22 protein-coding genes and 1 riboswitch are annotated in these 25,136 nt (G+C 67.5%); of the genes, 12 read left to right on the top strand and 10 right to left on the bottom strand.

Annotated elements, in window-relative coordinates:
- Positions 1 to 23: 23 nt before the first annotated feature.
- From U5N23_RS31540 to U5N23_RS31530, 3 genes are all read right to left on the bottom strand, one after another.
- Complete coding sequence (locus U5N23_RS31540; RefSeq protein WP_322596603.1) at positions 24 to 563, bottom strand: Rrf2 family transcriptional regulator; 540 nt, start codon at positions 561 to 563, stop codon at positions 24 to 26.
- Between the two features lie 290 nt (positions 564 to 853).
- The gene (locus tag U5N23_RS31535) at positions 854 to 1,198 is read right to left on the bottom strand and encodes a hypothetical protein (protein ID WP_322596602.1); all 345 of its coding nucleotides are present in this window, start codon (positions 1,196 to 1,198) and stop codon (positions 854 to 856) included.
- A 129-nt stretch (positions 1,199 to 1,327) separates the two neighbouring features.
- Entirely contained in the window at positions 1,328 to 2,515 is a 1,188-nt protein-coding gene (locus U5N23_RS31530) for an esterase-like activity of phytase family protein (RefSeq protein WP_322596601.1), read from the bottom strand.
- Positions 2,516 to 2,997: 482 nt separating this feature from the next.
- Between U5N23_RS31530 and U5N23_RS31525 the strand changes: the two genes are divergently transcribed.
- A complete protein-coding gene (locus tag U5N23_RS31525; protein WP_322596600.1) occupies positions 2,998 to 3,228 on the top strand; it encodes a hypothetical protein in 231 nt (76 codons plus the stop codon).
- A 770-nt stretch (positions 3,229 to 3,998) separates the two neighbouring features.
- Here U5N23_RS31525 and U5N23_RS31520 read toward each other — a convergent pair.
- Together U5N23_RS31520 and U5N23_RS31515 are read right to left on the bottom strand one after the other, a co-directional pair.
- Positions 3,999 to 4,349, bottom strand: coding sequence for a transposase (locus tag U5N23_RS31520; protein WP_322596599.1), 351 nt, complete (start codon positions 4,347 to 4,349; stop codon positions 3,999 to 4,001).
- Positions 4,334 to 4,945, bottom strand: coding sequence for a transposase (locus U5N23_RS31515; protein ID WP_322596598.1), 612 nt, complete (start codon positions 4,943 to 4,945; stop codon positions 4,334 to 4,336). Before U5N23_RS31515 ends, U5N23_RS31520 begins: the two co-directional genes overlap by 16 nt.
- A 1,116-nt stretch (positions 4,946 to 6,061) precedes the next feature.
- Positions 6,062 to 6,166, top strand: a riboswitch (TPP riboswitch).
- 109 nt (positions 6,167 to 6,275) lie between these two features.
- Between U5N23_RS31515 and U5N23_RS31510 the strand changes: the two genes are divergently transcribed.
- Positions 6,276 to 7,562 carry a purine-cytosine permease family protein gene (locus tag U5N23_RS31510; RefSeq protein ID WP_322596597.1) on the top strand — a complete coding sequence of 429 codons (1,287 nt, stop codon included), beginning with the start codon at positions 6,276 to 6,278 and terminating at the stop codon, positions 7,560 to 7,562.
- Here U5N23_RS31510 and thiD read toward each other — a convergent pair.
- Positions 7,559 to 8,419: a bifunctional hydroxymethylpyrimidine kinase/phosphomethylpyrimidine kinase gene (gene thiD, locus U5N23_RS31505; protein ID WP_322596596.1), complete on the bottom strand. Its 861-nt coding sequence runs from the start codon at positions 8,417 to 8,419 to the stop codon at positions 7,559 to 7,561. The genes U5N23_RS31510 and thiD overlap by 4 nt on opposite strands.
- Positions 8,420 to 8,652: 233 nt before the next feature.
- On the opposite strand from thiD, the gene U5N23_RS31500 reads away from it, so the two are divergent.
- Genes U5N23_RS31500 through thiE form a run of 4 tightly spaced genes read left to right on the top strand, consistent with a single transcriptional unit; the run spans position 8,653 to position 11,688 of the window.
- The gene (locus U5N23_RS31500; RefSeq protein WP_322596595.1) at positions 8,653 to 9,771 is read left to right on the top strand and encodes an FAD-dependent oxidoreductase; all 1,119 of its coding nucleotides are present in this window, start codon (positions 8,653 to 8,655) and stop codon (positions 9,769 to 9,771) included.
- Entirely contained in the window at positions 9,768 to 9,965 is a 198-nt protein-coding gene (gene thiS / locus U5N23_RS31495; protein WP_322596594.1) for a sulfur carrier protein ThiS, read from the top strand. The genes U5N23_RS31500 and thiS overlap by 4 nt, the downstream gene beginning before the upstream one ends.
- 15 nt (positions 9,966 to 9,980) lie before the next feature.
- The gene (locus U5N23_RS31490; protein ID WP_322596593.1) at positions 9,981 to 10,787 is read left to right on the top strand and encodes a thiazole synthase; all 807 of its coding nucleotides are present in this window, start codon (positions 9,981 to 9,983) and stop codon (positions 10,785 to 10,787) included.
- A complete protein-coding gene (thiE, locus tag U5N23_RS31485; RefSeq protein WP_322596592.1) occupies positions 10,780 to 11,688 on the top strand; it encodes a thiamine phosphate synthase in 909 nt (302 codons plus the stop codon). Before U5N23_RS31490 ends, thiE begins: the two co-directional genes overlap by 8 nt.
- Positions 11,689 to 11,776: 88 nt before the next feature.
- On the opposite strand, the gene U5N23_RS31480 is transcribed toward thiE, so the two are convergent.
- Positions 11,777 to 14,020, bottom strand: a complete 2,244-nt coding sequence (locus tag U5N23_RS31480) for a hypothetical protein (RefSeq protein WP_322596591.1) — start codon at positions 14,018 to 14,020, stop codon at positions 11,777 to 11,779.
- A 106-nt stretch (positions 14,021 to 14,126) separates the two neighbouring features.
- Here U5N23_RS31480 and U5N23_RS31475 point away from each other — a divergent pair, with 106 nt between their 5' ends.
- From U5N23_RS31475 to U5N23_RS31455, 5 genes are all read left to right on the top strand, one after another.
- Positions 14,127 to 15,650 (top strand): 3-hydroxyacyl-CoA dehydrogenase, encoded by a 1,524-nt coding sequence (locus U5N23_RS31475; RefSeq protein ID WP_322596590.1) that lies wholly within the window; start codon positions 14,127 to 14,129, stop codon positions 15,648 to 15,650.
- A gap of 7 nt (positions 15,651 to 15,657) precedes the next feature.
- The gene (locus U5N23_RS31470) at positions 15,658 to 16,437 is read left to right on the top strand and encodes an oxepin-CoA hydrolase, alternative type (RefSeq protein WP_322596589.1); all 780 of its coding nucleotides are present in this window, start codon (positions 15,658 to 15,660) and stop codon (positions 16,435 to 16,437) included.
- Between the two features lie 184 nt (positions 16,438 to 16,621).
- Entirely contained in the window at positions 16,622 to 17,341 is a 720-nt protein-coding gene (locus tag U5N23_RS31465; protein ID WP_007857510.1) for a Crp/Fnr family transcriptional regulator, read from the top strand.
- Positions 17,342 to 17,448: 107 nt separating this feature from the next.
- Positions 17,449 to 18,534, top strand: coding sequence for a phosphotransferase (locus U5N23_RS31460; protein ID WP_322596588.1), 1,086 nt, complete (start codon positions 17,449 to 17,451; stop codon positions 18,532 to 18,534).
- A gap of 47 nt (positions 18,535 to 18,581) precedes the next feature.
- The gene (locus U5N23_RS31455) at positions 18,582 to 19,856 is read left to right on the top strand and encodes an acyl-CoA dehydrogenase family protein (protein WP_322596587.1); all 1,275 of its coding nucleotides are present in this window, start codon (positions 18,582 to 18,584) and stop codon (positions 19,854 to 19,856) included.
- A gap of 102 nt (positions 19,857 to 19,958) precedes the next feature.
- Here U5N23_RS31455 and U5N23_RS31450 read toward each other — a convergent pair whose 3' ends face one another.
- The gene (locus tag U5N23_RS31450; RefSeq protein ID WP_322596586.1) at positions 19,959 to 20,672 is read right to left on the bottom strand and encodes a hypothetical protein; all 714 of its coding nucleotides are present in this window, start codon (positions 20,670 to 20,672) and stop codon (positions 19,959 to 19,961) included.
- An 80-nt stretch (positions 20,673 to 20,752) separates the two neighbouring features.
- Between U5N23_RS31450 and U5N23_RS31445 the strand changes: the two genes are divergently transcribed.
- A complete protein-coding gene (locus tag U5N23_RS31445; RefSeq protein ID WP_322596585.1) occupies positions 20,753 to 21,490 on the top strand; it encodes a hypothetical protein in 738 nt (245 codons plus the stop codon).
- Here U5N23_RS31445 and U5N23_RS31440 read toward each other — a convergent pair.
- Both U5N23_RS31440 and U5N23_RS31435 read right to left on the bottom strand, forming a co-directional pair.
- On the bottom strand, positions 21,479 to 22,489 hold the full coding sequence (locus tag U5N23_RS31440) for an asparaginase (protein WP_322596584.1): 1,011 nt from the start codon (positions 22,487 to 22,489) through the stop codon (positions 21,479 to 21,481). The genes U5N23_RS31445 and U5N23_RS31440 overlap by 12 nt on opposite strands.
- A gap of 17 nt (positions 22,490 to 22,506) precedes the next feature.
- Positions 22,507 to 25,062 (bottom strand): penicillin acylase family protein, encoded by a 2,556-nt coding sequence (locus U5N23_RS31435; protein WP_322596583.1) that lies wholly within the window; start codon positions 25,060 to 25,062, stop codon positions 22,507 to 22,509.
- Positions 25,063 to 25,136: the final 74 nt, after the last annotated feature.

Genomic DNA, 25,136 nt, shown 5'->3' with positions numbered 1-25,136 from the left:
GCGGGCCCTGGCCCGCCAGGCCGCTACTGCTCCAGCGCCCGTGAGGCGCCCAGCGCAAAGACGGAGTTGGGAACCCCTTCCCTGGGCAGTTGCGGCCGCGGCTTCGCGCGTTTGGCGGGGCTGTCTTTCTCTGCAGCCATGGGGGGCGCACGCTCGATGGGCGCCTGCTGGCTCACCAGTTCGGCCACGGACACCGAGGCCAGGTACTCCATCACCGAGTGGTTGAAGGCGGCCCAGAGGTCCGCCGTCATCGCGCCCTGCGAGGTGCTCATGGCATCGCCCAGTCTGCCCGCCCCACCCGGCTTGCCCACCTCCGAGGCCAGCACGATGTCTGCCACCGAAATATCGCGCGCACCCCGGGCCAGCGTGTAGCCGCCGCCCGGGCCCCGCGTGCTGGTCACCAGCCCCGCCTGGCGCAGGCCGCTGAACAGCACCTCCAGGTAGGACACGGAAATCTCGTACCGCTCGCTCAGGGCGGACAGTGCCACCGGGCTGCCCACGGAGCGGGAGGCCAGGTCCACCATGGCGACAACGGCAAACTTGCTACGGGTGGTCAGGCGCATGGGCGGCTCCGGGAATGGGGTTGGGGGTGCTGCGCGAGCACCCGGTCGTTGTTCTTGTTCATGGTGGTTCTTCTTCTTTCAGGCATCGGCGCAGCCCTTTCGCACCACCCGCCGCAGCAGCAACTGCATCCAGCCGGCATGGCCCCAGCATGGAAATCCGGCAGGTGGCTCGTTGCAAGGGGAGGCGCGCAACAGCCGTGTGCGCGTGGCGCAAGGGGGCCAGGGTGGCAGCCGGCGGGGGAGAAGCCGCTTCGGGTTCAGCGAAGGGGCGCCGGCCGCGGGCCGGATGCTCAGGCGAGGATGCCTGGGGCTTTTGGTGGTTTGTGCGGCGGCGCAAGCGCCACGGAAGGCGTGCGCACCAGGGCCAAGGGAACCAGGCCCCTGGCCGCAACCGCGCCGGGATCGCCCAAGGCCCCGGTCTGCAGCAGGTCGGGAAACTCCTGCCTGTCATCGAGCAGGGCGTGGTCGTCCGCATCGGAGTTGGCGCCGGGGGCATCGTGCGCCGGTGCGCTCTGGCTCAGTGCGGCCAGGTCCTGCGGCTCGAACGATGGCAGGGGTTTGCTGGAACCGACGGCGGAAATCCCCACGCACAGCAAAAAGTGCAGGAGGAAGACGGCGACAAGGCTCCGAAACATGGTGATCGATTATAGGCAGCACGGCGGGCCTCCCGGGCCCGCCCTGCATTCACATTGCCCTGGGGCACCACTGAAGCGCGCAGAGCGCCCTGCTTTGGGCGCTCTGCGTCGCTGCAACCATGGCCCCGATCAGGGAAGCACTTCAAACACCAGGTACTGGTTGCGGTCGGTCTGCGAATCCGCTGTGGGGAAGTTGTCGTCCGCCACCACCACCAACGAATCGCGGCCATTGGCCAGCTTGGGGCCGAAGGTGATGCCCTCCAGATTGGCAATGCCGCCCAGTGGGCCCTTGATCGTCTCGAAATCGAGCACCAGGCGCTTGGTGACCGGCGTGTAGGCGGCCCCGGCCAGTGCAGCCGTGGCCAGCACATTGGTGGCATTGGCGGTGTTGATCTCGTACAGGCGCGCCTGGTTGCCCAGCACGCCCACCGAGAAGCTGCGCTCCAGCACCAGGAAGCGCGTGGCGCTCAGGGCCAGGATCTCGGTGGCACCGCTGACCGTGAACTGGTCCGCCGGCACGGGCACGGCCTGCACCCTGTCGACGGGATAGGCGTACTGCGCCACGGCGGCGCCGGTGGACCTGTCGAACATCGTGATGCGCGACACGCTGCCGGCCGTGGTGGTCGATGCCGGGCCATCCTGCAGCAGCGCGCCCTCCATCAGCACGGCCGCCCGGCTGTTGTCGGGCGTGAACGCAATGCCTTCAAAAGCGAGGTTGCCACGCGGACCGGTGTTGTCGGCCGACATGCGGAACATCGCGGGGATCTGGTACTCGCGCACATGCGTGCCGTCTGGGCGCACCTCGCGGATGAACGGGTCGATGATGCGCGCAGCGCTCGTGCCCGTGGCCAGCGTGCGGTCGCCCTCGCTGACCCAGACATGGTTGCCCGTGGCGCGGTCGATGCGCACCGACTCCGGGTCGGCCACCAGCGGATCGGGCACCTTGGGGTACACCGCGCCATTGGGCTGCTTCATGCTGAAGGTCGACAGGAACTGCACGCCGCTGAAACTGCTGGTGTCATAGTTCAGGCGCACGGTGTACATGCGCGGCGCATTCGCCGAATCGGTCGTCGTGCGGTCGTCCGACAGCAGGATGAACTGGTTGCTCTTGTCGTCGTAGTCGATGCCCGAGATGCCGCCGACCACCGTGCCCAGGTACTCCATGCGGCGCGGCAATACCTGCTGGCCGATGAGGCGCAGCGAGCCGACGCTGCGCTCGCCGTTGTTGTTGTTGTCATCGCTGCCGCCACAGGCGGCGAGCAGTGCGGTGGCGGCGCATACCGCGCCCAGCGTCCAGATGCTGCGAAGAACTGTCATTGTGGTTTTCTCCCCGTGAGTGAAGCCGGGGAGTCTAGGGAGGGCATGTGACAGAACGGCGACCTTCCAATGTCATGCAACTGGCCCACCCTCGCCGTTTGCAAGGGGTCACCAATGGTAAATTTGCTTCATCAACCCGAGGATCCCAGTGCCGTTACTGAAACTTTCTTGCGCCAATTGCTCGGCACCACTTGAGATTGGAGAGAATCTGAAGCGCTTTGCATGCAGCTATTGCGGTACCGAGCAGATCGTGGAGCGTTCTGGCGGCATCGTCTGGCTGAGGAAGGTGGAGACAGCCATCCAGGCTGTGCAGAAGGGCACGGACCGCACAGCGGCAGAACTGGCACTGGTGCGCCTGGACCGGGAGCTTGCCGATGCCCAAGAGAGCAAGGCAGCGTTGATCCACGTCAAGCGCAGACCAAGAAGCCACAGGGCCCAGGCCGGACGCCTAATCGCACCGTGGCCTTATCCCCTTTCTGGCTGTGTTCCTGATAGGCCCCTTCATCATCATCCTGCTCAACGAAACGTTCACCGGCTTGCCCGTCTTTGTCTGGCTTGTGGCTTGTGTGGGTGTCCCGGTGCTTGCTTTCCGGTCGATCAAGATGCCCCCCATCGATATTCAGCCGCCACTGGCGGAGATCGACGCGCGAATCGCGCAGATCCAGGAGCGCATGGAGATGAACCGGGCGATTCTGGATGCACCGCCGGCATGACGGTCAAGCCGGACCATTGCCACGCACGGGGTGTGCCATCCAGCAGGGGGCGGCCGGTTGGCTTCAGAGCGGACAAGCCCGAGGCCGCTGGATGCATCCCGGGCATGTCAACCCGGAGCATGACCATAACGATGGGTCGGCATGATGCAGGACGACCTGTCTGCTACCTGCACCCAATTGGGTGCTGGCATGAGCACCCGATATTCACCACAATAGCATGCCATGCCTCGATGCCATTCAAGGCCATCAAAGAGTTCATATCACCCGTTATTGTCATATATGCGCAAGACATTATTTATATTTATCGCAGCCATCTCATTATCAAGCACTGTAAGCGCGCACATATACAAGTGCAAGGATAAAAATGGAGTATGGAAAGAAGAGGCATGCCACGACTATGAGCAAAGAAGACAGCAAGAAGGGCGAAAAATTCTTATGAGGCAGCCAGAAAAAACTGGACCCCTCAGATTGGCATGACTGCAACCGAGATAGAAAAAACCTTAACAGGCTGAAGAAATACTCCCCAATTCCAAGCCCGTCCTGCCCCACGGCCGCAGGTTGGTTCGCCTTTTCACATCCCGGGATTAGCGTGCCCAATTGAGCGTTTTATTGCACTTCAGAGACCGCTTTGGCCTTCGTTTGCCCTCAATGCGCCCCCTGCAGGCGCACCTGTCCCAATTGCTCCAAAGTGCGCTGCGCACCAGGTGTAGCCCGCCATCGTCAGCACGAACATCTGGTCCACGCGCTCAAGGCCTCGCACCATCACCTCCTCATCCCCCCACGGTCTTGCCCAGCCAAACCTTGCTCGATGAGCTTTCTCTTTTGCTGCGATACCGCGTAGCCTTCGCTTTGCGCAATCGCATCGGGCACAGCCGAGCTTCTGCCTGACTTGTTTTGCGCCACATGGGAATGACGTTCATGGCCTGGCAGGCCTCAATGAATTCGCGTGCGTCATAGCCTTTGTCCGCTCCCAGCGTGATGGTTCGCGTGGGATCGGCCTGCGCCTGTCGGGCGTCGTTGACCATGGCCTTGGCCGCTTCGCGCTCTGCGTAGCCATCGGCCAGCGTGACCACTGCATTGGCCACCAGGCCGTGGCGGTTGTCGCTCAGGGTGTGGCCCATGTAGCGCAGCTCGCTGGCGGTTTTGCCTTTGCGGTACAGCCGGGCATCGGCGTCCGTTGTGGATTCATGGGTGTCGTTGCGCGCCGCTGGCCCTTGAAGTTGCCGCCATTGCCATTGGCATCTGCACCAGGGTCACCATCTCCACCGCCGCCCGCGTCATCGTCGTCCTTGCGCACAAAGCTCTTGTGGCCCGCCCAGGCCTGGATGAGCGTGCCGTCCACGCTGAAGTGCTCGCCCGAGAGCCAGTGCTTCTTGTCGGCGATCTTGAGCACTTCGTTGAAGAACTCAATCACGGCGTCGTGTTCGATCAGCCGCTCGCGGTTCTTGGTGAACACGCTGGGCACCCAGACCTCATCGTCCATGGACAGGCCGATGAACCAGCGAAACAAGAGGTTGTACTGCACCTGCTCCATCAACTGCGTTCCGAGCGCCGCTGTACAGCACTTGCAGCAGCTGGCGCGCAGCAGCTTCTCGGGGGCGATGCTGGGGCGCCCGCCCCTATATCTGCTTCGTACATGCGAGAACAGGGCATCCATCTTGGCCAGGGCGGTGTTGACCATCTTGCGAACGGGGCGCAGGGGGTGCGACTCTGGCACGAAGTCGTCGAGCTTGCGGACAGAGAACAGGCTCTCGGTGAAAGTGTCGGCGCCGCGCAGGGCGGGTCAAGCTATGTGGGGGGACCGGTGAGCTACCGGGGTTGGACTGCTGGGCTGGCTGAGCGGGGGGTATTTCTTCAGCCTGTTAAGAAGCTCTACTTGTCTCGAAATGAGGGTGAGACACTGGTGTCCACCCTGGAAGGTCAATACAACCAAAACAGCCCTCGGCACCAGAGAGCAGTGGGTTTGGTCTGATGGCAATGGAATGCCAGTTTGGTTTATGTATTTTAATAATGGAGTACTTGTGTCGATCCAAGAATAGGCCCCACACATTGGCCGACGTTCAGCGACCGGCAACAACCCAAAAGATCGGCTGGGTTATTGCCGTGCACTACAGTTAGATCGGCAGCGTATCCAGAATGCGCCGGTTCGCCTTGATGTGCTCCCGGACCTTGTCGATCCTCTCGTCCAGGTGCTCCGTTTCTTGCTCCAGATCGAATTTCGGCATCTTGGTCTCCCGATAGACCAGGGCTGGGGTCCCGATCACCACCCCCAAAGCATATCTTCACGATGTTGCCCAGCGTCGATGTCGGCGTGATCGGACTCACGAAGATCGCCCAGAGGATCGCAACGCTAAACGTGGCGATGACGGCCATCGTGAGCCGACCGCTTTTGGCTTGCTCCAACCGCTGTTGCAACCGATGCACCACCTGGGCCCTCTGCTCCATGAGTTCATCGAGCTCACGGGTCAAGCGGGGCATGGCCAACTCCGCTGCCGTTCGATCGGTGCCCCTTTGCACTGCGCTGATCGCCGCCTCCAGCTTCCCACCCTCCCCAGCGCCAACTCTCCCGTCCGCAGAGCCAGTGAATCGCTCCAATCCGCACCACCTCCACGCCAACAGTTTCCAAGACAAGGTCAACAACGGCACGACGATCGCCTCCTTTGAATCGCTCGAATCTACCATCGGTGACTAAAACCCCCATGCGCAATAGGCAAATGGAAATGCAGGCGGCCTGCGCGTCCCCAGCAAGCAACGCACCACCCGAATGAGGTACCACGCCCGCGCCTGCCACAGCCCGCACCACGCGGGCCGTTTGGCTTCTGGCGATAGAATCGCGCCCAGCTAGGGGTGCCGATGCCGGGAAACCGTCGGAGGCTGAGAGAGTCCCTTTGAACCTGATTGAGATCATCCTCGCGCAGGGAAGCAGTTTGCATACGCCACACCTGGCGCCCTGCCCTCATGCCCATGTGAGAGGCCTGCGCGTTGGGGGCCAGCCGATACGCTGCTGACCCTGCTCTGTCGTTTTTTGAACGGAGAGCCCAACCGCCATGTCAGCCCATCTTCCCGCAAGCACTGCCGCGCCCACCAACGAGGCGCTGGCCCCGGTCAGCACCGACCGCCGCGTCTTCCAGTGGCATGACCATGCCTCGCTCTGGTTCAGCTTGGGCGTGGGCCTGCTGGTCATGCAGGTAGGCAGCTACCTCATGCCCGCGCTGGGCACCAAGGAGGCGCTGATCGCCATCGTCGCCGGCTCCATCGTGGGCGCGGGCCTGCTCGGCTGGGTGGCAAAGCTCGGCTGCGACAGCGGGCTGGCGAGCGCCGGTCTGATGCATGCGGTCTACGGCCGCACCTTTGCCAGCCTGCCCATCATTCTCAACATCGTGCAGCTCGTGGGCTGGGGCACGTTCGAACTGGTGGTGATGGGCGAGGCGACCGTGGCCATCGGCCGCCAGTCGGGCAGCATGGCCGGCACACAGTGGCCGGTGCTGGCCACGCTGCTGTGGGGCGGCGTGGTGATGCTGCTGATCAGCGCCTCGATGGTGCAGTTGGTGCGCAAGGTCATTGCGCGCGTGGCGCTGCCGCTGGTGGTGCTGTCGCTGCTGTGGCTGAGCTGGCAGTTCCTCTCGCTGACCAACGCCCAGGGGTTTGCACAGCTGTGGAACCGCCCGGGTGCCGGTGGCATGGGCGTGCTGCCCGCACTCGACCTGGTGATCGCCATGCCGATCTCGTGGCTGCCGCTGGTGGCCGACTATGCGCGCCATGGCAAGAACGGCAGTGCCGCGCTGCGCGGCACCTGGCTGGGCTATGCGCTGGCCAACATGTGGTGCTACACGCTCGGTGTGCTGGTGGCCCTGACCCTGCCGAGCAAGGACTTGGTGCAGGCGCTGCTGCTGGCCCAGGGCGGGCTGATCGCGCTGTCGCTGATCCTGATCGATGAAGTGGACAACGCCTATGGCGACGCCTATTCAGGCGCGGTGTCGGCCCACAGCCTGCTGCCGCGCTGGGGCGTGCGCCGCTGGGGCATGGCCATGGCAGCGAGCTGCACCGCCTTGGCGCTGGTGCTGCCCATGCACAGCCTGGAGCCCTTTTTGCTGCTGCTCAGCTCGGTGTTCGTGCCGCTGTTCGGCGTGATCATCGGCCGCCTGGCCTTTGGCGCCAATGCCGCGGCGCTGCTGCAGCGCGCACCCCAGGTCAACTGGTTGCCCGTTGCCATCTGGCTCGCGGGCATCGCGGTGTACCATCTGGCGCCGCTGGTGCTGCCTGGCGCGGGCTCGGCCCTGCCCGCGCTGGTATTCAGCTTCGTTCTGGCCTGGGCTACCAGGCCAAAGGGTTAAAGCACCCGCTGCGCCACTGGCGCATAGCCATGGTTCAGCGGGCCATGGCCGCCACCGGTGACCACATTCGCACCGGCGGCAATCGCGCCCACGATGTAGGCGCGTGCGCTTTCCACCGCCTGCTGCAGTGGCAGGCCCAGGGCCAGGTGGGATGCAATGGCGGACGACAGCGTGCAGCCCGTGCCATGGCCGTTGTGCGTGGCGATGCGCGCCGACTGCAGGCGGTGGCCGGGCTGTCCCGGGATGGCCAGCACATCGACCACCCAGTCGCCGGGCAGGTGGCCGCCCTTGAGTAGCGCGGCGCGCGCGCCCAGGCCCAGCAGATCCTGCGCAGCCTGCTCCAGGTCATCCAGGCCCGCCAGGGTGCGGCCCAGCAGCCAACCAGCCTCGTCGAGGTTGGGGGTGACCACCTCGGCCAGCGGGAACAGCTCGCGCACCAGAACGCCCACGGTCTCCTGTGCGATCAGCCGGTCGCCGCTGGTGGCGACCATCACCGGGTCCAGCACCACATGGGGCAAGCGGTATTCACGGATGGCATCGGCCACCACACGCACCACCTCAGGCGAGTGCAGCATGCCGATCTTCACCGCATCGACGCCGATGTCCTGCACCACGGCGTCGATCTGCGCCTTGAGCATGTCGGGCGGAATGCCGTGGATGCCCGTGACGCCCAGCGTGTTCTGCGCGGTGATGGCGGTGATGGCCGTCATGCCGTAGCAGCCCAGCGCGGCAAAGGTCTTGAGGTCGGCCTGAATGCCTGCACCGCCCCCGCTGTCGGAGCCGGCGATCGAGAGCACGCGTGCATAGCGCGGGGCCGTGGAGGGCCCTTGGGGCGCGTTGGGGGAGGCAGAAGTCATAGGGGGAAAATTATCGCGCATGACCTGGGCCAGCACCGGCCAGAAGGGTTGTGCTGTAATTGAGGCTTACGGACGAAACAGGGGTGTCCCGCCCATGCGGCGCGCGACTGAGAAATACCCTGGGGCCTGCGCACAAGCGGCCCCGCTACCCGATCCAGGTCATGCTGGCGTGGGGAGTTTCCACAGCGACGGAAAGCCATCCCGTTTTGTCCACCTGTTGCACAGCTGGACGCATGAAACTCCCTTCCTCCTCGTCGTTTGCCATTCTGGGCGCAGGCCTCATGGGCCGGCTGCTGGCCGTCGAACTGGCTCGCCAAGGCCACGCCGTGGACATCTACGATGCCGCAGGCCCGGCGGCCGAGCAGTCGGCCGCCACCGTGGCCGCAGCCATGCTGGCGCCGCTGGCCGAGTCGGCGGTGACCGAGCCCGGCGTGGTGCGCATGGGCCAGCATGCGCTGGTGCGCTGGCCGCAGTTGCTGGCAGGGCTGGAAAAGCCCGTGTTCTTCCAGCAGCAGGGCACGCTGATCGTCTGGCACCGCCAAGATGCGGCCGAGGCCCAGCGCCTCACGCGACAGCTGCAGGCCAACCACCGGGCCATTCCCGAACTGCCCGGCCTGCAGGAGCTCGACGGCCCCGGCCTGGCGTCCGCGGAGCCGGCCCTGGCCGGCCGCTTTGCCAAAGGCCTGTACCTGCCCGGCGAAGGCCAGCTCGACAACCGCCAGTTGCTGGCAGCCCTGCTGCACGAGATGCAGCGCTTGGGCGTGCACACGCACTGGCATGCACCGCGCCACCCCGATGCCTTTGCCCCCGGCGAGCCGGGCCAGCCCGACTGGGTGCTGGACTGCCGCGGCCTGGGTGCGCGCGACCCCTGGCGCGCCCTGCGCGGCGTGCGCGGTGAGGTGGTGCGCGTGCATGCGCCCGAGGTCACGCTGCAGCGCCCCACGCGCCTGGTGCACCCGCGCTACCCGATCTACATCGCCCCCAAAGAGGACCACCTGTTCGTGATCGGCGCGACCGAGATCGAATCCGACGACCTGTCGCCTGCCAGCGTGCGCTCCACGCTGGAGCTGCTGAGCGCGGCCTATGCCGTGCACAGCGGCTTTGCCGAGGCGCGCATCGTCGAGGTGGCCACCCAGTGCCGCCCCACCCTGCCCGACAACCTGCCCGCCATCCGGCAGCAACGCCCGCGCGTGCTTGAAATCAATGGCCTCTACCGCCACGGCTTCATGATCGCGCCAGCCATGCTGGACGTGGTGATGGAGTTGCTCGGCACCGGCCAATCCACGCTGGCGCCCCGGTTCGATTTGAATCTGCAGTTGCAGCAGCCCGAGGCTGCGGCCCTTTCTTCATGAACATTTCCATCAACCAGACCCCCCACGAGTTGCCCGAGGGCGCCACCGTCGTCGATGCCTTGGCCGCCATCGCCGCCCGCCCGCCGTTCGCCGTGGCCGTGAACACGGTCTTCGTGCCCAACAGCCGCTATGCGGCGCAAGCGCTGAGCCCGGGCGACAAAGTAGAAATCATTTCCCCCGTCACCGGCGGCTGAACCCCTCCCACCACCATGACCCTACCCACCGATCCCCTGGTCCTGTACGGCCAGACCTTCGCCAGCCGGCTGCTGCTGGGCACCTCGCGCTACCCCTCGCCGGCCGTGCTGGAGGCCGCGGTGCAGACCGCCCGCCCCGCCATGGTCACGGCCTCGCTGCGCCGCCAGGGCAGCAACCCGGCCGAATCGGGCGCCAGCTTCTGGGAGCTGCTGCGCCGCCTGAACGTGCCGGTGCTGCCCAACACCGCGGGCTGCCACAGCGTGCAGGAGGCCATCACCACCGCGCAGATGGCGCGCGAGGTGTTCAACACGCCCTGGATCAAGCTCGAGCTGATCGGCGACGACTACACCCTGCAGCCCGACACCTTGAACCTGGTGGGTGCGGCCGAGCACCTGATCAAGGAAGGCTTCCAGGTACTGCCCTACTGCACCGAAGACTTCGTGCTGTGCCAGCGCCTGGTGGACGTCGGCTGCCAGGCCGTGATGCCCTGGGCCGCGCCCATCGGCACGGGCCGCGGCCCGGTGAACCCCTATGCCCTGCAGATGCTGCGCGAGCGGCTGAACGTGCCCATGCTGGTGGACGCCGGCCTGGGCCTGCCCTCCCACGCCTGCCAGGTGATGGAATGGGGTTACGACGGCGTGCTGCTCAACACCGCCGTGGCCCTGGCCCAGGACCCCGTGGCCATGGCCGGCGCCTTTGCCAGCGCCGTGCAGGCCGGCCGCACCGCGCGCCTGGCCGGTGCCATGACCGCACAGGATGCCGCCCAGCCCAGCACACCCGTGCTCGGCACCCCTTTCTGGCACCACGACGACCATGCCTGATACCGCACCGACCGAACTGGCCAAGGCCATCGTGGCGCACCACGCGGGCACTTTCGCAGGCTTCAACGCCGAGCCCGTGCCCACCCCCACCTCCGGCGAGCCGGCCTACCTGGCGGCGCTGCACGCGGCCAGCGCCCTGGGCTTCATCGCCCACGATGCCGAATGCATCGCCCGCGCCTGGCAGGCCCGCACCGTGCGCACGGGGGCTGCGAGCCCCGAAGCCTGGCCCGATGAGCCTGCCGATTTCGGCCTGCAGCCCCTGCCGCGGGCCCAAGACTTTGCTGCCTGCCCCGAAACGCTGGGCCTGTACGCTGTGCTGCCCGATGCCGCATGGGTCGGCCGCATGGCCCGCGCGGGCGTGCCCACGGTGCAACTGCGCTTCAAGTCGGACGACCCGGCGGCCATCGCCCGCGAGGTGAATGCCGCCGTGCAGGCGGTGCAGGACACCGGTGCGCTGCTGTTCATCAACGACCACTGGCGCGCCGCCATCAATGCCGGGGCCTACGGCATCCACCTCGGGCAGGAGGACCTCGATGCCCTGAGCGCCGCCGACCTGCAGACCCTGCGCAACTCGGGCCTGCGCCTGGGCGTGAGCACCCATGGCTATGCCGAAATGGTGCGCGCCGATGCCGTGGGACCGAGCTACATCGCCATGGGCGCCGTGTTCCCGACCACGCTCAAGAAAATGGCCACCGCGCCGCAGGGCGTGGGCCGGCTGCAGGGCTACGCGCGGCTGCTGCGCAGCTACCCGCAGGTGGCCATCGGGGGCATCGGTGCGGAGCAGTTCCCCGAAGTACTGGCCACGGGCGTGGGCTCCATCGCCGTGGTGCGCGCGCTGGTCAATGCGCCCGACCCCGAGGCGGCGGCAGCGGCACTGATGCAGGCCATGCGGGGCTCCTGACGCGCTGGCAGCGCAGCGGCACAAGGTGCCGGGCCCGCCACAGGCGCGCCCCCCACAAGAAAACAGGCCTTCATGGCCTGTTTTCTTGCTACTTTTTGCGTTCGATGTCGTCCTTGCGCTGTTCCAGCTCCAGGCGCAGCTCCATGAGGTCGTTCTCCGCACCGAAGCCCACGGCCTGGCCGGGTGGCGGTGGGGGCGTGACCGGTACGGGCGGCAGATCGCTCAGCGTCAGGTGCAGGGGCTCGGACAGGTCCACATCCAGGCTCACGGACGAGCGGGTGTAGGTAGCAGGCGGGTGGCGCGGCTGCGCCGAGGTCAGCGGTGCCGGGGCCGAGGAGACCCCGACGATGGGTGCCAGGCCCGATGCGGGCTGCAGCGTCAGTTCGGCAGGGCCGGACTGGCGCGCCACCGGCGCCGGGGCGGACGATGCGGCGCCACCGAACTCGAATTCCAGGCTGGCGGCCAGCGAGTCGAGCGGAAAGTCGGGCTGCGTATTGTCCAGCGGCGACAGAAAGCCCAGGCCTTTCTCGGCAGCGGCTTCGAAGGAGTCTTCCACCGGCGTGGTGCGCTTGCGTGGCGGCGGCGCGCCCCGGGCGCTCGATGGCGTGGTCTGTGCGATGCCCAGCAGCAGCAGCAGGTCGTCGTAGGCGGCCAAATCGAAAGGCTCGGCGGCCTGGTTGCCCGGGCGGTGGAACAAAAACTTGTCCAGTGTGTGCAGCACGGCAGGAGAGCTCCACTCGGCTTCGATCTCGGCCAGTGCATCAGGGTAGCGGTCCAGCGGACGGCCCTGGCGATTGAAGGCCGAGAACTCGGGCACCTTGGCGTTGAAATAGCGCATGAACTGCGCACGCAGCTGCATGAAGTCTTCGGCACGGCTCAGGGTGTGGAACAGGCGCAGCAGCTCCAGGTAGGCCACGGGCGTGGTTTCCTTGTGGTCCACGATGTGCTTGCGCAGCACCTCCACCGCCTGGTTGTGCTCGCCCACCGAGACAAAGAATTCGGCCTGCTGCTGGATGTCGAACAGGTCGTCAGGGTTGACGATCTGCAAGACCCTCACCGGCTCGACCGCCGGGGCGGGCGCCCTGGCGGGCACCGGCACCCGGGCGGCCGCAGCCGCCACCGCAGTCGACGCGGCGTACAGCGGCGCGGGCGCAGAAACCGGCTTGGCGTCCTTGAACAGTGCTGCACTGCCGGACGGCGCCATCAGATCGCCCTTCATCGAAGGGATGGGCAGGGTTTCGAGCGGTTCCCAGCCGGGATCGACCTGCCCTGCCGTGGGCGCGCTGGAGTCCACTGCGCTGACCTTGACCGACTCGCGCCACGATTTCTCGGACAGCGCGGTCTGGCGGCCTGCACGCTGCCAAACCCAGGCGAGCAGGCCCAGCGCCAGCGCCAGCAGGGCCCCCAGCACGTAGACCACCATGGCCGGAAAGCGCTCGTGTGCCTCATCGAGCTGCTGCTGCAGTTGCTGCGTGGTGGCGAGCTGCTGGGCCGCGCCGGCCTTCACCGACTTGGCCTCGGCCTCCAGCACGCGCAGGCGCTCGGCGTCCTGCGCCAGGCTTTCGGGCGTGGCGTTCAGCGCCTTCCAGGCGGCCGCCGCTTCGGCACGCTGGGGTGAGGCTTCGTCGGCCGGGGTGGACAGCAGCTGCGTCGTGGCCCGCAGGGCCACCGGGCTCTCCAGCCACAGGTCGAGCGGCTCCAGCACCAGGCGTGGGCCGGCGGCTGCGGGGGCCGGCGCCTGCGCACTGGCCATCACACGGGCACTGGTACGAACATTGGTGCGGGCCGGCGCGGCGGCGGCAGCACGCGGCGCAGCGCTGGGGGCCCTGGCAGGCGCTTGTCTGGCGGGTGCATCCACCGCGCCACGGGCCGGCGCCGCACTGCGGTCAACAGCGGAAGAGACATTGGCCTGACCCGTCGGGCCCGCCCCGACACCGCCCACAAGGGCAGGCGGCACGAGCGGCAGTTGTCCGGCGGCCACAGGGGGAACCCGCCCAGGGGGGTCGGCCAGAAAGGTGTAGCTGCGCGTCACCTTGCCGGAGCAGCCAGCGGTGAGCGTGACGGTGAGCACCGGCTCGTCGATGACCGAGGTGGTCTGCACGCGCACCGACGCCGCACGCCCGGCCGATTCGGCCTGGGGGGTCACGCGCACCCGGGAGGCACTGACGGGTGTATCACCCGCTACAACAGTGGCTCCGATACATGACGATGCGACGTCAGAACCCTGGTCTGGCTGGATGTCGAAGCTCAGATCGACCGGCGAACCGATCACCGCGGCGCCCCGGCCACTGCCCAGCGAAAGCGCCGAGGCGCCCAGGGCAACGACCCACAAACCAGCTCCCAAAATGGTGTTACGGAGTTTCACAATAATTTCAGTTTTGAGCGCATCCCATTCTTGCACATAAGTGCGCAGGCAGGTCCACAGCCATAATGGCGCTATGAAAATTCAGTTTCTCAACGTCGGCATCGTGGGTTCGGGCGCCATGGGCCGCGGTATCGCGCAGATCGCCGCCCAGGCCGGCAGCCAAGTCTTCCTGCTCGACAGCCAGGCCGGCGCAGCCCTTGCCGCCCAGAACAGTATCCACGAGCAGTGGCAAAAGCTCGTAGGGAAAAATCGCATTTCTGCAGAACAGGCCGCCGCCTGGTCTGCGCAATTGCACATTGTTGACAATGCGGCCGGGCTGGCGCAGTGCGACCTGGTGGTCGAGGCCATCGTCGAGCGGCTGGACGTCAAGCGCGGCCTGTTTGCCGACCTGGAGAAGGTCGTGGGCGCCGACACGGTGCTGGCCACCAACACCTCGTCGCTGTCGGTCACCTCGATTGGCGCCGGCATGCAGCGGCCAGGGCGCCTAGCGGGCTTTCACTTCTTCAACCCCGTGCCGCTCATGAAGGTGGTGGAGGTGATCACCGGGCTCAAGACCGAGCCGGCCGTCTGCACCGCCCTGTACGAATACGCCAAGCAGATGGGCCACACGCCCGTGATGGCGCAGGACACGCCGGGCTTCATCGTCAACCACGCCGGGCGTGGCTATGGCACCGAGGCCCTGCGCATCGTGGGCGAAGGCGTGGCCGATTTCGCCACCATCGACCGCATCCTGCGCGACCAGGTGGGCTTCAAGCTCGGGCCGTTCGAGCTCATGGACCTCACGGCGCTGGACGTATCGCACCCGGTGATGGAATCCATCTACCAGCAGTACTACGACGAGCCGCGCTACCGCCCCAGCGTGATCACCGCGCAGCGCCTGGCCGGCGGCGTGGTGGGCAAGAAGGTCGGCGAAGGCTTTTACCGCTACGAGAACGGCGTGGCCCAGGTGCCTGCCGAGCCACCGATTCCCGTGGTCGCCGAGATCCCGCCCGTCTGGGTGTCGCCGCGCGCGGCGCGCCGGGCCGAGCTGTACCAGTTGCTCAAGGACCTGGGCGCCACCATCGAGACCGGCACCTCGCCATCGCCCCAGGCCATCACGCTGGTGGCGCCACTCGGTTTCGACGTGACCACGGTGGCCGTGGTGGAGCGGCTGGACCCGGCGCGCACCATCGGCATCGACATGCTGGTGGAAGAGGCCGCCACCAAGCGCCGCGTGCTGGCCACCAACCCCGCCACGCGCGTGGACATCCGCAACGCCGCGCACGCCCTGTTCGCACGCGACGGCAAGCCGGTCAGCGTGATCCGTGACAGCGGCGGCTTCGTCACCCAGCGCGTGGTGGCCACCATCGTCAACATCGCCAGCGACATCTGCCAGCAGGGCATCTGCAGCCCGCGCGACCTGGAGACCGCCGTGACGCTGGGCCTGGGCTACCCCCTGGGGCCATTGGCCATGGGCGACCGCTGGGGCCCGACCAACATCCTGGAAGTGCTGTTCAACATGCAGACCGTGTACGGCGACACGCGCTACCGCCCCAGCCCCTGGCTGCGCCGGCGCGGCGCCATCGGCCTGAGCCTGACCCATGTCGAGGAGGATTGAGACCGCCATGCCCGCAGAACTCAAAAGCACCAGCCAGGGCAAGACCCTGGTGCTGACCATCCACAACCCCGAGCGGCGCAACGCCATCGAGCCGGCCATCTATGCGGCCGGCGTGGAGGCCCTGAGCGTGGCCGAGAACAGCGATGACATCCGCAGCGTAGTGATCACCGGTTCGGACAACATGTTCAGCGCGGGCGGCAACCTGCAGCGCCTGCTGGCCAACCGCCAGGAGGCGCCCGAGGTGCAGGCGCAAAGCATCGAAGGCCTGCACAACTGGATCGAGATGGTGCGCACCTACCCCAAGCCCATCATCGCGGCGGTGGAAGGGGCGGCAGCGGGCGCGGGCTTCTCGCTGGCCCTGGCCTGCGACATGGTGGTGGCCGCGCGCAACGCCGTGTTCGTGATGGCCTACAGCAACGTGGCGCTGTCGCCCGACGGCGGTGCCAGCTGGAGCCTGGCCCAGGCCCTGCCGCGCCAGATCGCCACCGAAATCCTGATGTGCGGCGACCGCATCCCCGCCGAGCGCCTGCACACCCTGGGCGTGGTCAACCAGCTGGCCGACCCGGGCAGCGCGCTGGAGGTGGCACTGGCCCTGGCCGAGCGCCTGAACGGGCGTGCGCCCAATGCGCTGGCCAGCATCAAGGAACTGCTCCATGATGCGCCCGGCAATCACCTCACGAAGCACCTCGCGAGCGAGCGCGACCACTTCGTGAAGAACCTGCACCATGCCAATGGTGGCATCGGCATCTCGGCCTTCCTCGACAAGCGCACGCCGAACTACGAGTAGGCCAGGGCCCGCCCCGGGGCACCACCACCCTCTTCAACACGCACACGGCCCTTGCAAGGGCCGTGTGCGTTTGTGCGCGCATGGGTCCAACGGGCATCCAAGACGCTCAGGTGACAACCCTGACGCAGCACGCCGGTCCCTCACGCGACAATGGGCCTGTTTCTAGTCACGCAAAAGACAGGCCATGGACGACCCGATTCTTACCATCGAAGAACGTGAAGCGATCAACTCAGGTCGCTGGTTTTCATCCCTTTCACCTTCTCTACGCCACGACATCCTGCGATGTGCCTATGTCAAACGCTTCAAGGATGGCGGCCTCATCGCCGCCCGCGGGGACCCGCCCGAGGAGTGGATTGCGTGCGCGCGCGGTGCGGTGCGGGTGAGCTCCACCTCCATCTCGGGCAAGCAGATCACGCTGACCTATGTGGAGCCGGGCATCTGGTTCGGCGACGTGGCGATCTTCGACGGGGACCGGCGCACGCACGATGCCTACGCGCATGGCGACACCACCATCCTGTGCGTGGCCAAGGCCGACTTCAAGAAGATCCTGGCAGCCCACACCGAGCTGTACGAAGCCATGCTGCGCCTGCATGCGCGGCGCATACGCCAGCTGTTCGGGCTGGTGGAAGATCTCAACACCCTGCCCTTGCGCTCGCGCCTGGCCAAGCAGCTGGTGCACCTGGTGCGCAGCTACGGCGTGCCCAGCCTGTCGGACGGCAGCGAGATGCGCATCGGCCTGCAGTTGGCGCAGGAAGAGCTGGCGCAGCTGCTGGGCGCATCGCGCCAGCGGGTGAACCAGGAGCTCAAGTCGATGGAACGCGAGGACGCCATCCGCATCGAGCCGGGCGGCCTCGTGATTCGCGACCGCGAAGCGCTGATGCGCATCGCCGACGCGGACACCTGAATTTTCAAAGCCTGGGGCCCTGCTGCGCAGCCCCACTTCACAACACCTGCCGACCACGGCGGGCCGGGACAAGCACGCTGGCGCCACTGGCGTGAGGACAAAAATCAATGAGCAATTTTGACCACTTCGTCGGCACCCGCGCGGTGTCCGAACAGCACGCATTCGACGTCGACGCCCTCACTGCCTGGCTCACCACCCACATGCAGGGCTTCGAAGGCCCGATGACGGTGGAGATGTTCAAGGGCGGGCAATCGAACCCCACCTACAAGCTGGTCACGCCGAAGGCAAGCTACGTGATGCGCGCCAAGCCCGGCCCGGTGGCCAAGCTGCTGCCCTCGGCCCATGCGGTGGAGCGCGAGTTCGCGGTGATGAGCGGCCTGGCGGGCACCGACGTACCCGTGCCGCGCATGCATGTGCTGTGCGAGGACGAGTCGGTGATCGGCCGTGCCTTCTACATCATGGAATGCATGCAGGGCCGCGTGCTGTGGGACCAGTCCCTGCCCGGCATGGAGCCCGCCGAACGCAAGGCCATCTACAACGAGATGAACCGCGTGATCGCCGCGCTGCACAGCGTGAAGTTCGCCGAGCGCGGCCTGGCCAGCTATGGCAAGCCCGGCAACTACTTCGACCGCCAGATCGGCCGCTGGAGCAAGCAGTACGTGGCCTCCATCACCCAGCCCATCCCCGAGATGGACAAGCTCATGGAATGGCTGCCCGCGCACATGCCGGCCAGCGCGCGCGACGAGGGCCACGTCTCCATCGTGCACGGCGACTACCGCCTGGACAACCTGATGTTCCATCCCACCGAGCCGCGCGTGATCGCCGTGCTCGACTGGGAGCTGTCCACCCTGGGCCACCCGCTGGCCGATTTCAGCTACCACTGCATGAGCTGGCACATCCCCGCCGGCATGGGCCGCGGCATCGCGGGCCAGGACATCGCGGCCCTGGGCATCCCCGACGAGGACAGCTACATCCGCCTGTACTGCGAGCGCACCGGCATCACTACGCCCGAGGCGCTCGCTGCCGACTGGAACTTCTACATGGCCTACAACATGTTCCGCATCGCCGCCATCCTGCAAGGCATTGCCAAGCGGGTGGAGGCCGGCACCGCCTCCAGCGCCCAGGCCAAGGCCTCGGGCGACACCGCGCGGCCCATGGCCCAGCTGGCCTGGTCGTTCGCGCAGCGCAGCTGACAGGAACGTGTTCTCAGACACCCCACCGATTACCAACGGAGACCCCCATGGACTTTGACTACTCCCCCAAAACCAAGGACCTGCAGGCCAAGCTGCTCCAGTTCATGGACGAGCACATCTACCCCAACGAGGGGGCCTACAAGGCCGAGCTGACGGCCAACACGGCGGCGGGCAAGCGCTGGTCGGCACTCGATACCATCGAAAACCTCAAACCCAAGGCCCAGGCCGCCGGCCTGTGGAACCTGTTCCTGCCGGTGGACAGCGCCGCCGCATCGGGCTACGCAGGCGCCGGCCTGACCAACCAGGAATACGCCCCCCTGGCCGAGATCATGGGCCGCGTGCCATGGGCCAGCGAGGTGTTCAACTGCTCCGCACCCGACACCGGCAACATGGAGACCATCGCCCGCTACGGCGACGATGCCAACAAGGCGCGCTGGCTCAAGCCGCTGCTCGAAGGCAAGATCCGCTCGGCCTTTGCGATGACCGAACCCGACGTCGCGTCGAGCGATGCCACCAACATCGAGACGCGCATCGAGCGCGATGGCGACGAGTACGTGATCAACGGCCGCAAGTGGTGGATCTCGGGCGCAGCCGACCCGCGCTGCGCGGTGTTCATCACCATGGGCAAGAGCGACCCCGACGCCCCGCGCCACTCGCAGCAGAGCATGGTGCTGGTGCCCGCCGATGCCAAGGGCATCAACATCATCCGCCCGCTCAACGTGTTCGGCTACGACGATGCGCCCCACGGCCATGTGGAGATGACCTTCGACAACGTGCGCGTGCCCGTCTCCAACATCCTGCTGGGCGAAGGCCGCGGCTTCGAGATCGCCCAGGGGCGCCTTGGCCCCGGACGCATCCACCACTGCATGCGCCTGATCGGTCTGGCCGAGCGTGCGCTGGAGCTGATGTGCAAGCGCGCCAGCGCGCGCGTGGCCTTCGGCAAGAGCGTGGCCCAGCAGACCGTGACGCAGGAGCGCATTGCCGAGGCCCGCTGCAAGATCGACATGGCGCGCCTGCTGACCCTGAAGGCCGCCTGGCTGATGGACGTGGCCGGCAACAAGGTCGCCAAGACCGAGATCGCCATGATCAAGGTGGTGGCCCCGAGCATGGCCTGCCAGGTGATCGACTGGGCCATGCAGGTGCATGGCGGCGGCGGCATGTGCGACGACTTCCCGCTCGCCTACGCCTATGCCGGCGCGCGCACCCTGCGCTTTGCCGACGGCCCGGACGAAGTGCACCGCAACGCCATCGCCAAGTGGGAGCTGGGCAAGTACGGCTCCTACGGCCGCGATGCCGGTGTGCCGATCACGCGCGGCAGCTGAGCGGGCCCTTCCCCTGCGCGCAGCGCAGAGGCTCGGCGCTGGCGCACGGCCTCAATGCGCCAGTGGCCCGAGATCATAGGAGAACCGGGCCAGGCCCCAGGGTCACGCCTGCGGCGGCGGTGCTGCCAGGTTCTGCGCGGCGGCCTGGGCGGCCGTCACCAGCACCGTGCGCGCGTGCGCAATCTCGGCCAGGGTGCGCCGGGTGTGCTCGGTGCGCAGGTAGACATGGCCGCGCGCGAGCATCAGCACCATGGGGGTTTCCGAGCGCAGCGCGCCCTGCTCGCCCTCCACCGCATTGAGCAGCGCCGACACCAGGTGCGCGTGGATCCAGTGCTCGGCATGCTCGATGCGCTCGGCCACCACGGCAAAATGGCGCCGGAACGAGCCCGGCAGCTCGGGCCAGGACACCTCGTCGAACATGGACAGCCAGCGCATCTCCTCGGGCATGCGCGCGTCCACACTGGTCTGCAAGTTGTCGGTGATGGCGTTGTAGGCGTGGCGCTCCAGGGCATCGCGCAGCGGGCGGTTGAGCACCAGCACAGCGGCGTCGGGGTCGGCCTTGACGTCGGCACGCCCGCGCAACTCCAGTCCCAGGATGTAATCGCGCGTGGACGCACCGCACTCGAGCCGCCAGGGATGGCCCAGGATCTCGCCGCCCACGTCGAAATGGCCCGCCCCCGCCTGCGGCACGCTGCTCAGGTGCTGATCGGCAATCCAGCGCGCCAGTTGCGGGCCGGTCACGGGCTGGTTGGAGGACAGGCCATCGGAGGCGTCGGACGGGGCACCGGCAAGGGCCTGGCGAATGCGATCAAACATGGTGGTCACAGGCCCGGGGGCCTTGCGGAAGTCGCGGGTAGCGCCATTATTGGCACAAACCGCTACGATTGGGGGGCACCATGAGCTTGCCACCCGACATCCCCTCCCCGGTCCGTGAATTTTTGGCGGTTTCGACCGGGCGAACGCCGCATGCCCTGCAGCGCCGCGCCATGCTGGCGGCGGGGGCCGCATCCTGCCTGCCTGCAGCCGTCTGGTCGCCCTCTGCGCGGGCGGCGGCCGATCCGTGGGCCCGCTCCGGCGCCACGGTGGATGCGCAGCGGCTGGTGCGCTGGGTGTCCGCCACCGCCGACCACCAGGGCATGCCCTTTGCCGTGATCGACAAACCTGCGGCCACCATCCATGTGTTCGGCCCCGGCGGCGGCCATGCCGGCAGCGCGCCGGTGCTGCTGGGCTCGGCCCTGGGCGACCACTCGGCGCCTGGCATCGGCCAGCGGCCGCTGTCGCAGATACGCCCGCATGAGCGCACCACGCCGGCCGGCCGCTTCGTGAGCGAGCCCGGCAGCAACCTGCAAGGCCATGACATCGTGTGGATCGACTACCCGTCGGCCGTTTCCCTGCACCGCGTGCGCGGCAACCCGGCCGAGCGGCGCGTACAGCGCCTGGCCAGCCCCGTGCTGGCCGAACGGCGCATCAGCCACGGCTGCGTAAATGCCCCCACGCAGTTCTACAACCGGAACATTGCGCCCTGGCTCGGGCGCGAGGCGGGCGTGGTCTATGTGCTGCCCGATTCGGAGCCCTTCGCCGCCTTCTTCCCGGCGGCGGACGCGGCCTACCCGCTGGCTCGGCTACCGTCCTGAACCGAGGCTAAATACGGGCCTGCGCCCGCCCACCTCCAGCCCCCGCGCATTGATGATGCGCGCCGAGCGCCGGGGTGCCAGCGCCGCGCGCTGCGCATCGCTGAGCCAGCCGAGCTGGTCCATCACTTCCACGGAAGCCGCCACCTGCGCCAACATGCTGCCGTCCATGACCTTGAGCGCAAAGGCTTCGCCGCGGCTGCGGCTGCCCACCACCTGCACGCCGTCGGCGCCGGTCTTCGACACCCAGTCGCCAGCACCAACGCGCATGAAATCCAGGTCGTGCCGGCCCGTGCCCGAGCCCAACTCGGGCCGCGCCACCATGGCGTCGGCCAGTGCCGTGAGGCTTTCGTCGAGATCGGTGTCCGGCGCGCCGCCGGCCAGGCGCGCATAGCCGCTCGCCAGGTTAGCCAGAGGCATGGCGTAGTTGGGGGCCGAGCAGCCGTCGGTGCCGGCCGCCAGGTCGTCCGGCGCCAGGCCCACGGCCTGGGCCACGCGGCTGCGTACCGCCACCTGCAGCGGGTGTCCGGGGTCCAGGTGGTCGTCGAGCGGCAGGCCCTGCTGCACGCACCAGGCCACGAAGCCGGCATGCTTGCCGCTGCAGTTGTTGTGGCGCTCATCGGGCACGAAATCCGCCGGCAGGGATCCGAGCCCCAGCTCGGCAAACAGCGGGCGGTGGCAGCCGCAGCGCAGCGCGTGGTAATCCTTGCCGACGCTGGCGAGCATGCGCTCGACCTGGGCCACGTGCATGGGCTCGCCATTGTGGCTGGCGCACAGCAGCGCCAGATCGGCCGGGCCCCACCCCAAGGCCTTGGCCCCACCCGAGAGCATGAACGGCAATGCCTGGAAGGCCTTGATGGTGGAGCGCGTGAACACCACCGATTGCGGGTCGCCCACCTGGGCGAGCAGCTTGCCCTCGCGGTTGGCCACGGCCACGGCGCCCCAGTGCTGGCATTCGACCAGATTGCCCCGGGTCACCTCGATCAACGGTACGAAACCCATGTCCATCCTTTGCTTCTTCAGGGCCGAAGCGTCAGGCTGTGCACCCAGCGCGCTGGCTCGCGCTGCAGCAGCCGGGTGCCCGACCCCGCCCAGTCGGTCGCCATATCGCGGTAGCGCGGCGAGAACACCAGGCCGCTTTGGCCCGTCTGGTAGATGAAGGTCGACTGCTCCAGGTCCGCCAGGTCGTAGATGGCGCGCAGCGATGCTGCGTGGCGGTTCATGAACGGTCCCTTGGCATCGCCCGCGTTGTACTGTCCCACGTTCACGGTGTACCCGTCGCCGTGCGAGGGCACGCGCACATCGAAGAAGCGCGCCAGCGCCGCCACGTTGCCAAACGGCCGGTGGCCGCTGACCGCCGGGTGCGCATCGCCCCAGCGCCATGCGGCCGGGTCGGCACCATAGGCCGCCTGCAGGCGATCGAGCGCACGGCCCAGTGCGGCGCCGGACTGTTCCGCGCAGGTCGAGGGCTGGCACCACCAAGTGTCGTTGCGCTGCAGAATGCCTTCGATGCCGGCGCGGTAGTCGCGCTTGCCGTAGGTGGCGGCAAAGCGTGCCTCGCCAATGCGCGGAATGATCACGCCGCGTGCCAGCTCGTCGGCCCAGGCCGCAAACACCAGCGGGGCAGCGCGCCCGGCGTCCATCACGCCATCGAAGTCCTTGAGCAGGGCCTGCGCCTTGCCTGCCAGCGCGTGGCCGGACTGCGCCTGCTGCAGATGGGGCAGCAGGTGCCGCGTGGCCAGCGAAGTGGTGTCGAGCTGGATGGCCTGCAGACTGGCCGCGGTGTGCTTGGGGCGTGCCTCGATCAACTGGGCAATGCGCTCGTAGCGGTAGGGCAGCACCCAGTCCTGCGTCAGGTAGTGCGGGTAGCCAGGCGGCGTGACGCGCTGGTTGGCCGTGGCGATCCAGCCCTTGGCGCCCTCGTCCTGCGGGGTCTGGTCCAGCGGCAGCCAGCCCTTCCAGTCGTAGCGAGCCTCCCAGCCGGGCGACGGCGCCACGCCGCGGATGTCGTTGTCCGGCGCACGCACGGGCACGCGGCCCATGGCCTGGAAGCGGATGCGCCCGTTCACATCGGCCGCCACCACGCTCTGCATGGGCGAATGGTGGTGCTCAAAGGCGGCGAACAGGTCCTCCACCGAGGTGGCCTGGTTGACCATCAGCCCGGCCAGCACCGTCTGGTTGTCGGCCTCCAATGCCGTCCAGCGCAGCGCCAGCACGTACTTTTTCAGGTCGAGCACATCGGCGTGCGATTTCTGCGCGTCGCTGAGCACCGGGCCATGGCGCGTGCTGCGCAGCGCGATCTCCACATCGGGCTGGCCCTTGACGCGGATGACCTCCTTGCGCACCGCGAAGGGCGCCCAGCCCTCGGGCGTGCGGTACTGCGTGGCGTCGGCCGGGTTGATCTGCTCCAGGTACAGGTCCTGCACGTCGGGGCTGGTGTTGGTGAAGCCCCAGGCCACGCTGGCCGTGCGGCCCAGCACCACGAAGGGCAGGCCCGGCAGGGTGGCGCCCAGGGCGTCGATGGCGGCAATCGGCGAGCCGTCCGATGCCTTGCCGGCCGGCGCCTGCAGGCGGGCGTAGTACCAGATGGCCGGTGCACTCAGGGAGAGGTGGGGGTCGTTGGCCAGCAGCGGCTTGCCGCTTTCGGTGTGCGAGCCGGCCAGCACCCAGTTGTTGCTGCCCTTGCCGTCGTTGGTGCCGGCATTGCGCGTGAGCTCGTCGGCCCAGGCCAGCATGCCCGCGCTGATCTGGCGCGCCACCGGGCCGCCGCCCTGCCCTGGCGCAGCCGCCCCGGGCCTGCTGGCGGCCTGCAGCGCTGCGCCACGGTCCACGCCGGCACTGGGCGCAGCACCCGCAGCAGCTTCGCCGCGGTACACGCCCAGTTGCCGGTACAGTGCCGCCAGGTCGGCCGACGCCGCAGGCGGCTCGCCCGGGTAGGGGGGCATCAGCTGCCAGAGACGGTCGGTGTCGAGCGTGCGCGCCACCGACAGGCGCGCGAACTCATTGCCCCAGTTGCCGCCCAGGTCCAGCGCCATCATCAGCGCCCAGCCCACGCTGTCCTCGGGCTCCCAGACGGCGCCCGCCCCACCGCCGGGCTTGGCACCCAGCACCAGGAACTCGGGCGGCAGGGCCTGCGGCCGGTTCTTGTGGAAAGCGTGGATGCCCTGGCTGTAGGCCTGCAGCGCCTCGCGGGCGTACAGGGGCAGGCCGGCGTACTGCTTGCGCGCAGTGCCCACGATGTCCAGCGAGCGCATGAGCTTGTCGGTCTCCAGCGTGGCTTCGCCAAACACTTCGGAGAGCTGGCCGTGCATCACGCGGCGGTTGAATTCCAGCTGCCAGGTGCGCTCCTGCGCATGCACATAGCCCATGGCAAACCAGGCGTCCTGCGGGCTTTGCGCGCCGATGTGCGTCACGTCCGCGCCATCGCGCTGCACGCTCACGGGCCCTGCCAGGCCGGCGACCGTGATCTTGCCATCCACCACGGCAAACGTGCGCTGCACATAGATGGCGGCCCCCGCCCCCACCAGCAAGGCCGCAGCCACCAGGCCCACGGCCGTTTTCTTGATCCACGCCATCTTGTTGCGTCCTGTCTTGTCTCGGGTTTTCTCGTGCCGGCGATTGTGTCAGAACGTATGCAGGCACCCAGGGC

The organism is Acidovorax sp., assembly GCF_034519795.1.
In the GTDB taxonomy this organism is placed as follows: Bacteria; Pseudomonadota; Gammaproteobacteria; order Burkholderiales; family Burkholderiaceae_C; genus Acidovorax.
This window is presented reverse-complemented; position numbering and strand designations above follow the sequence as displayed.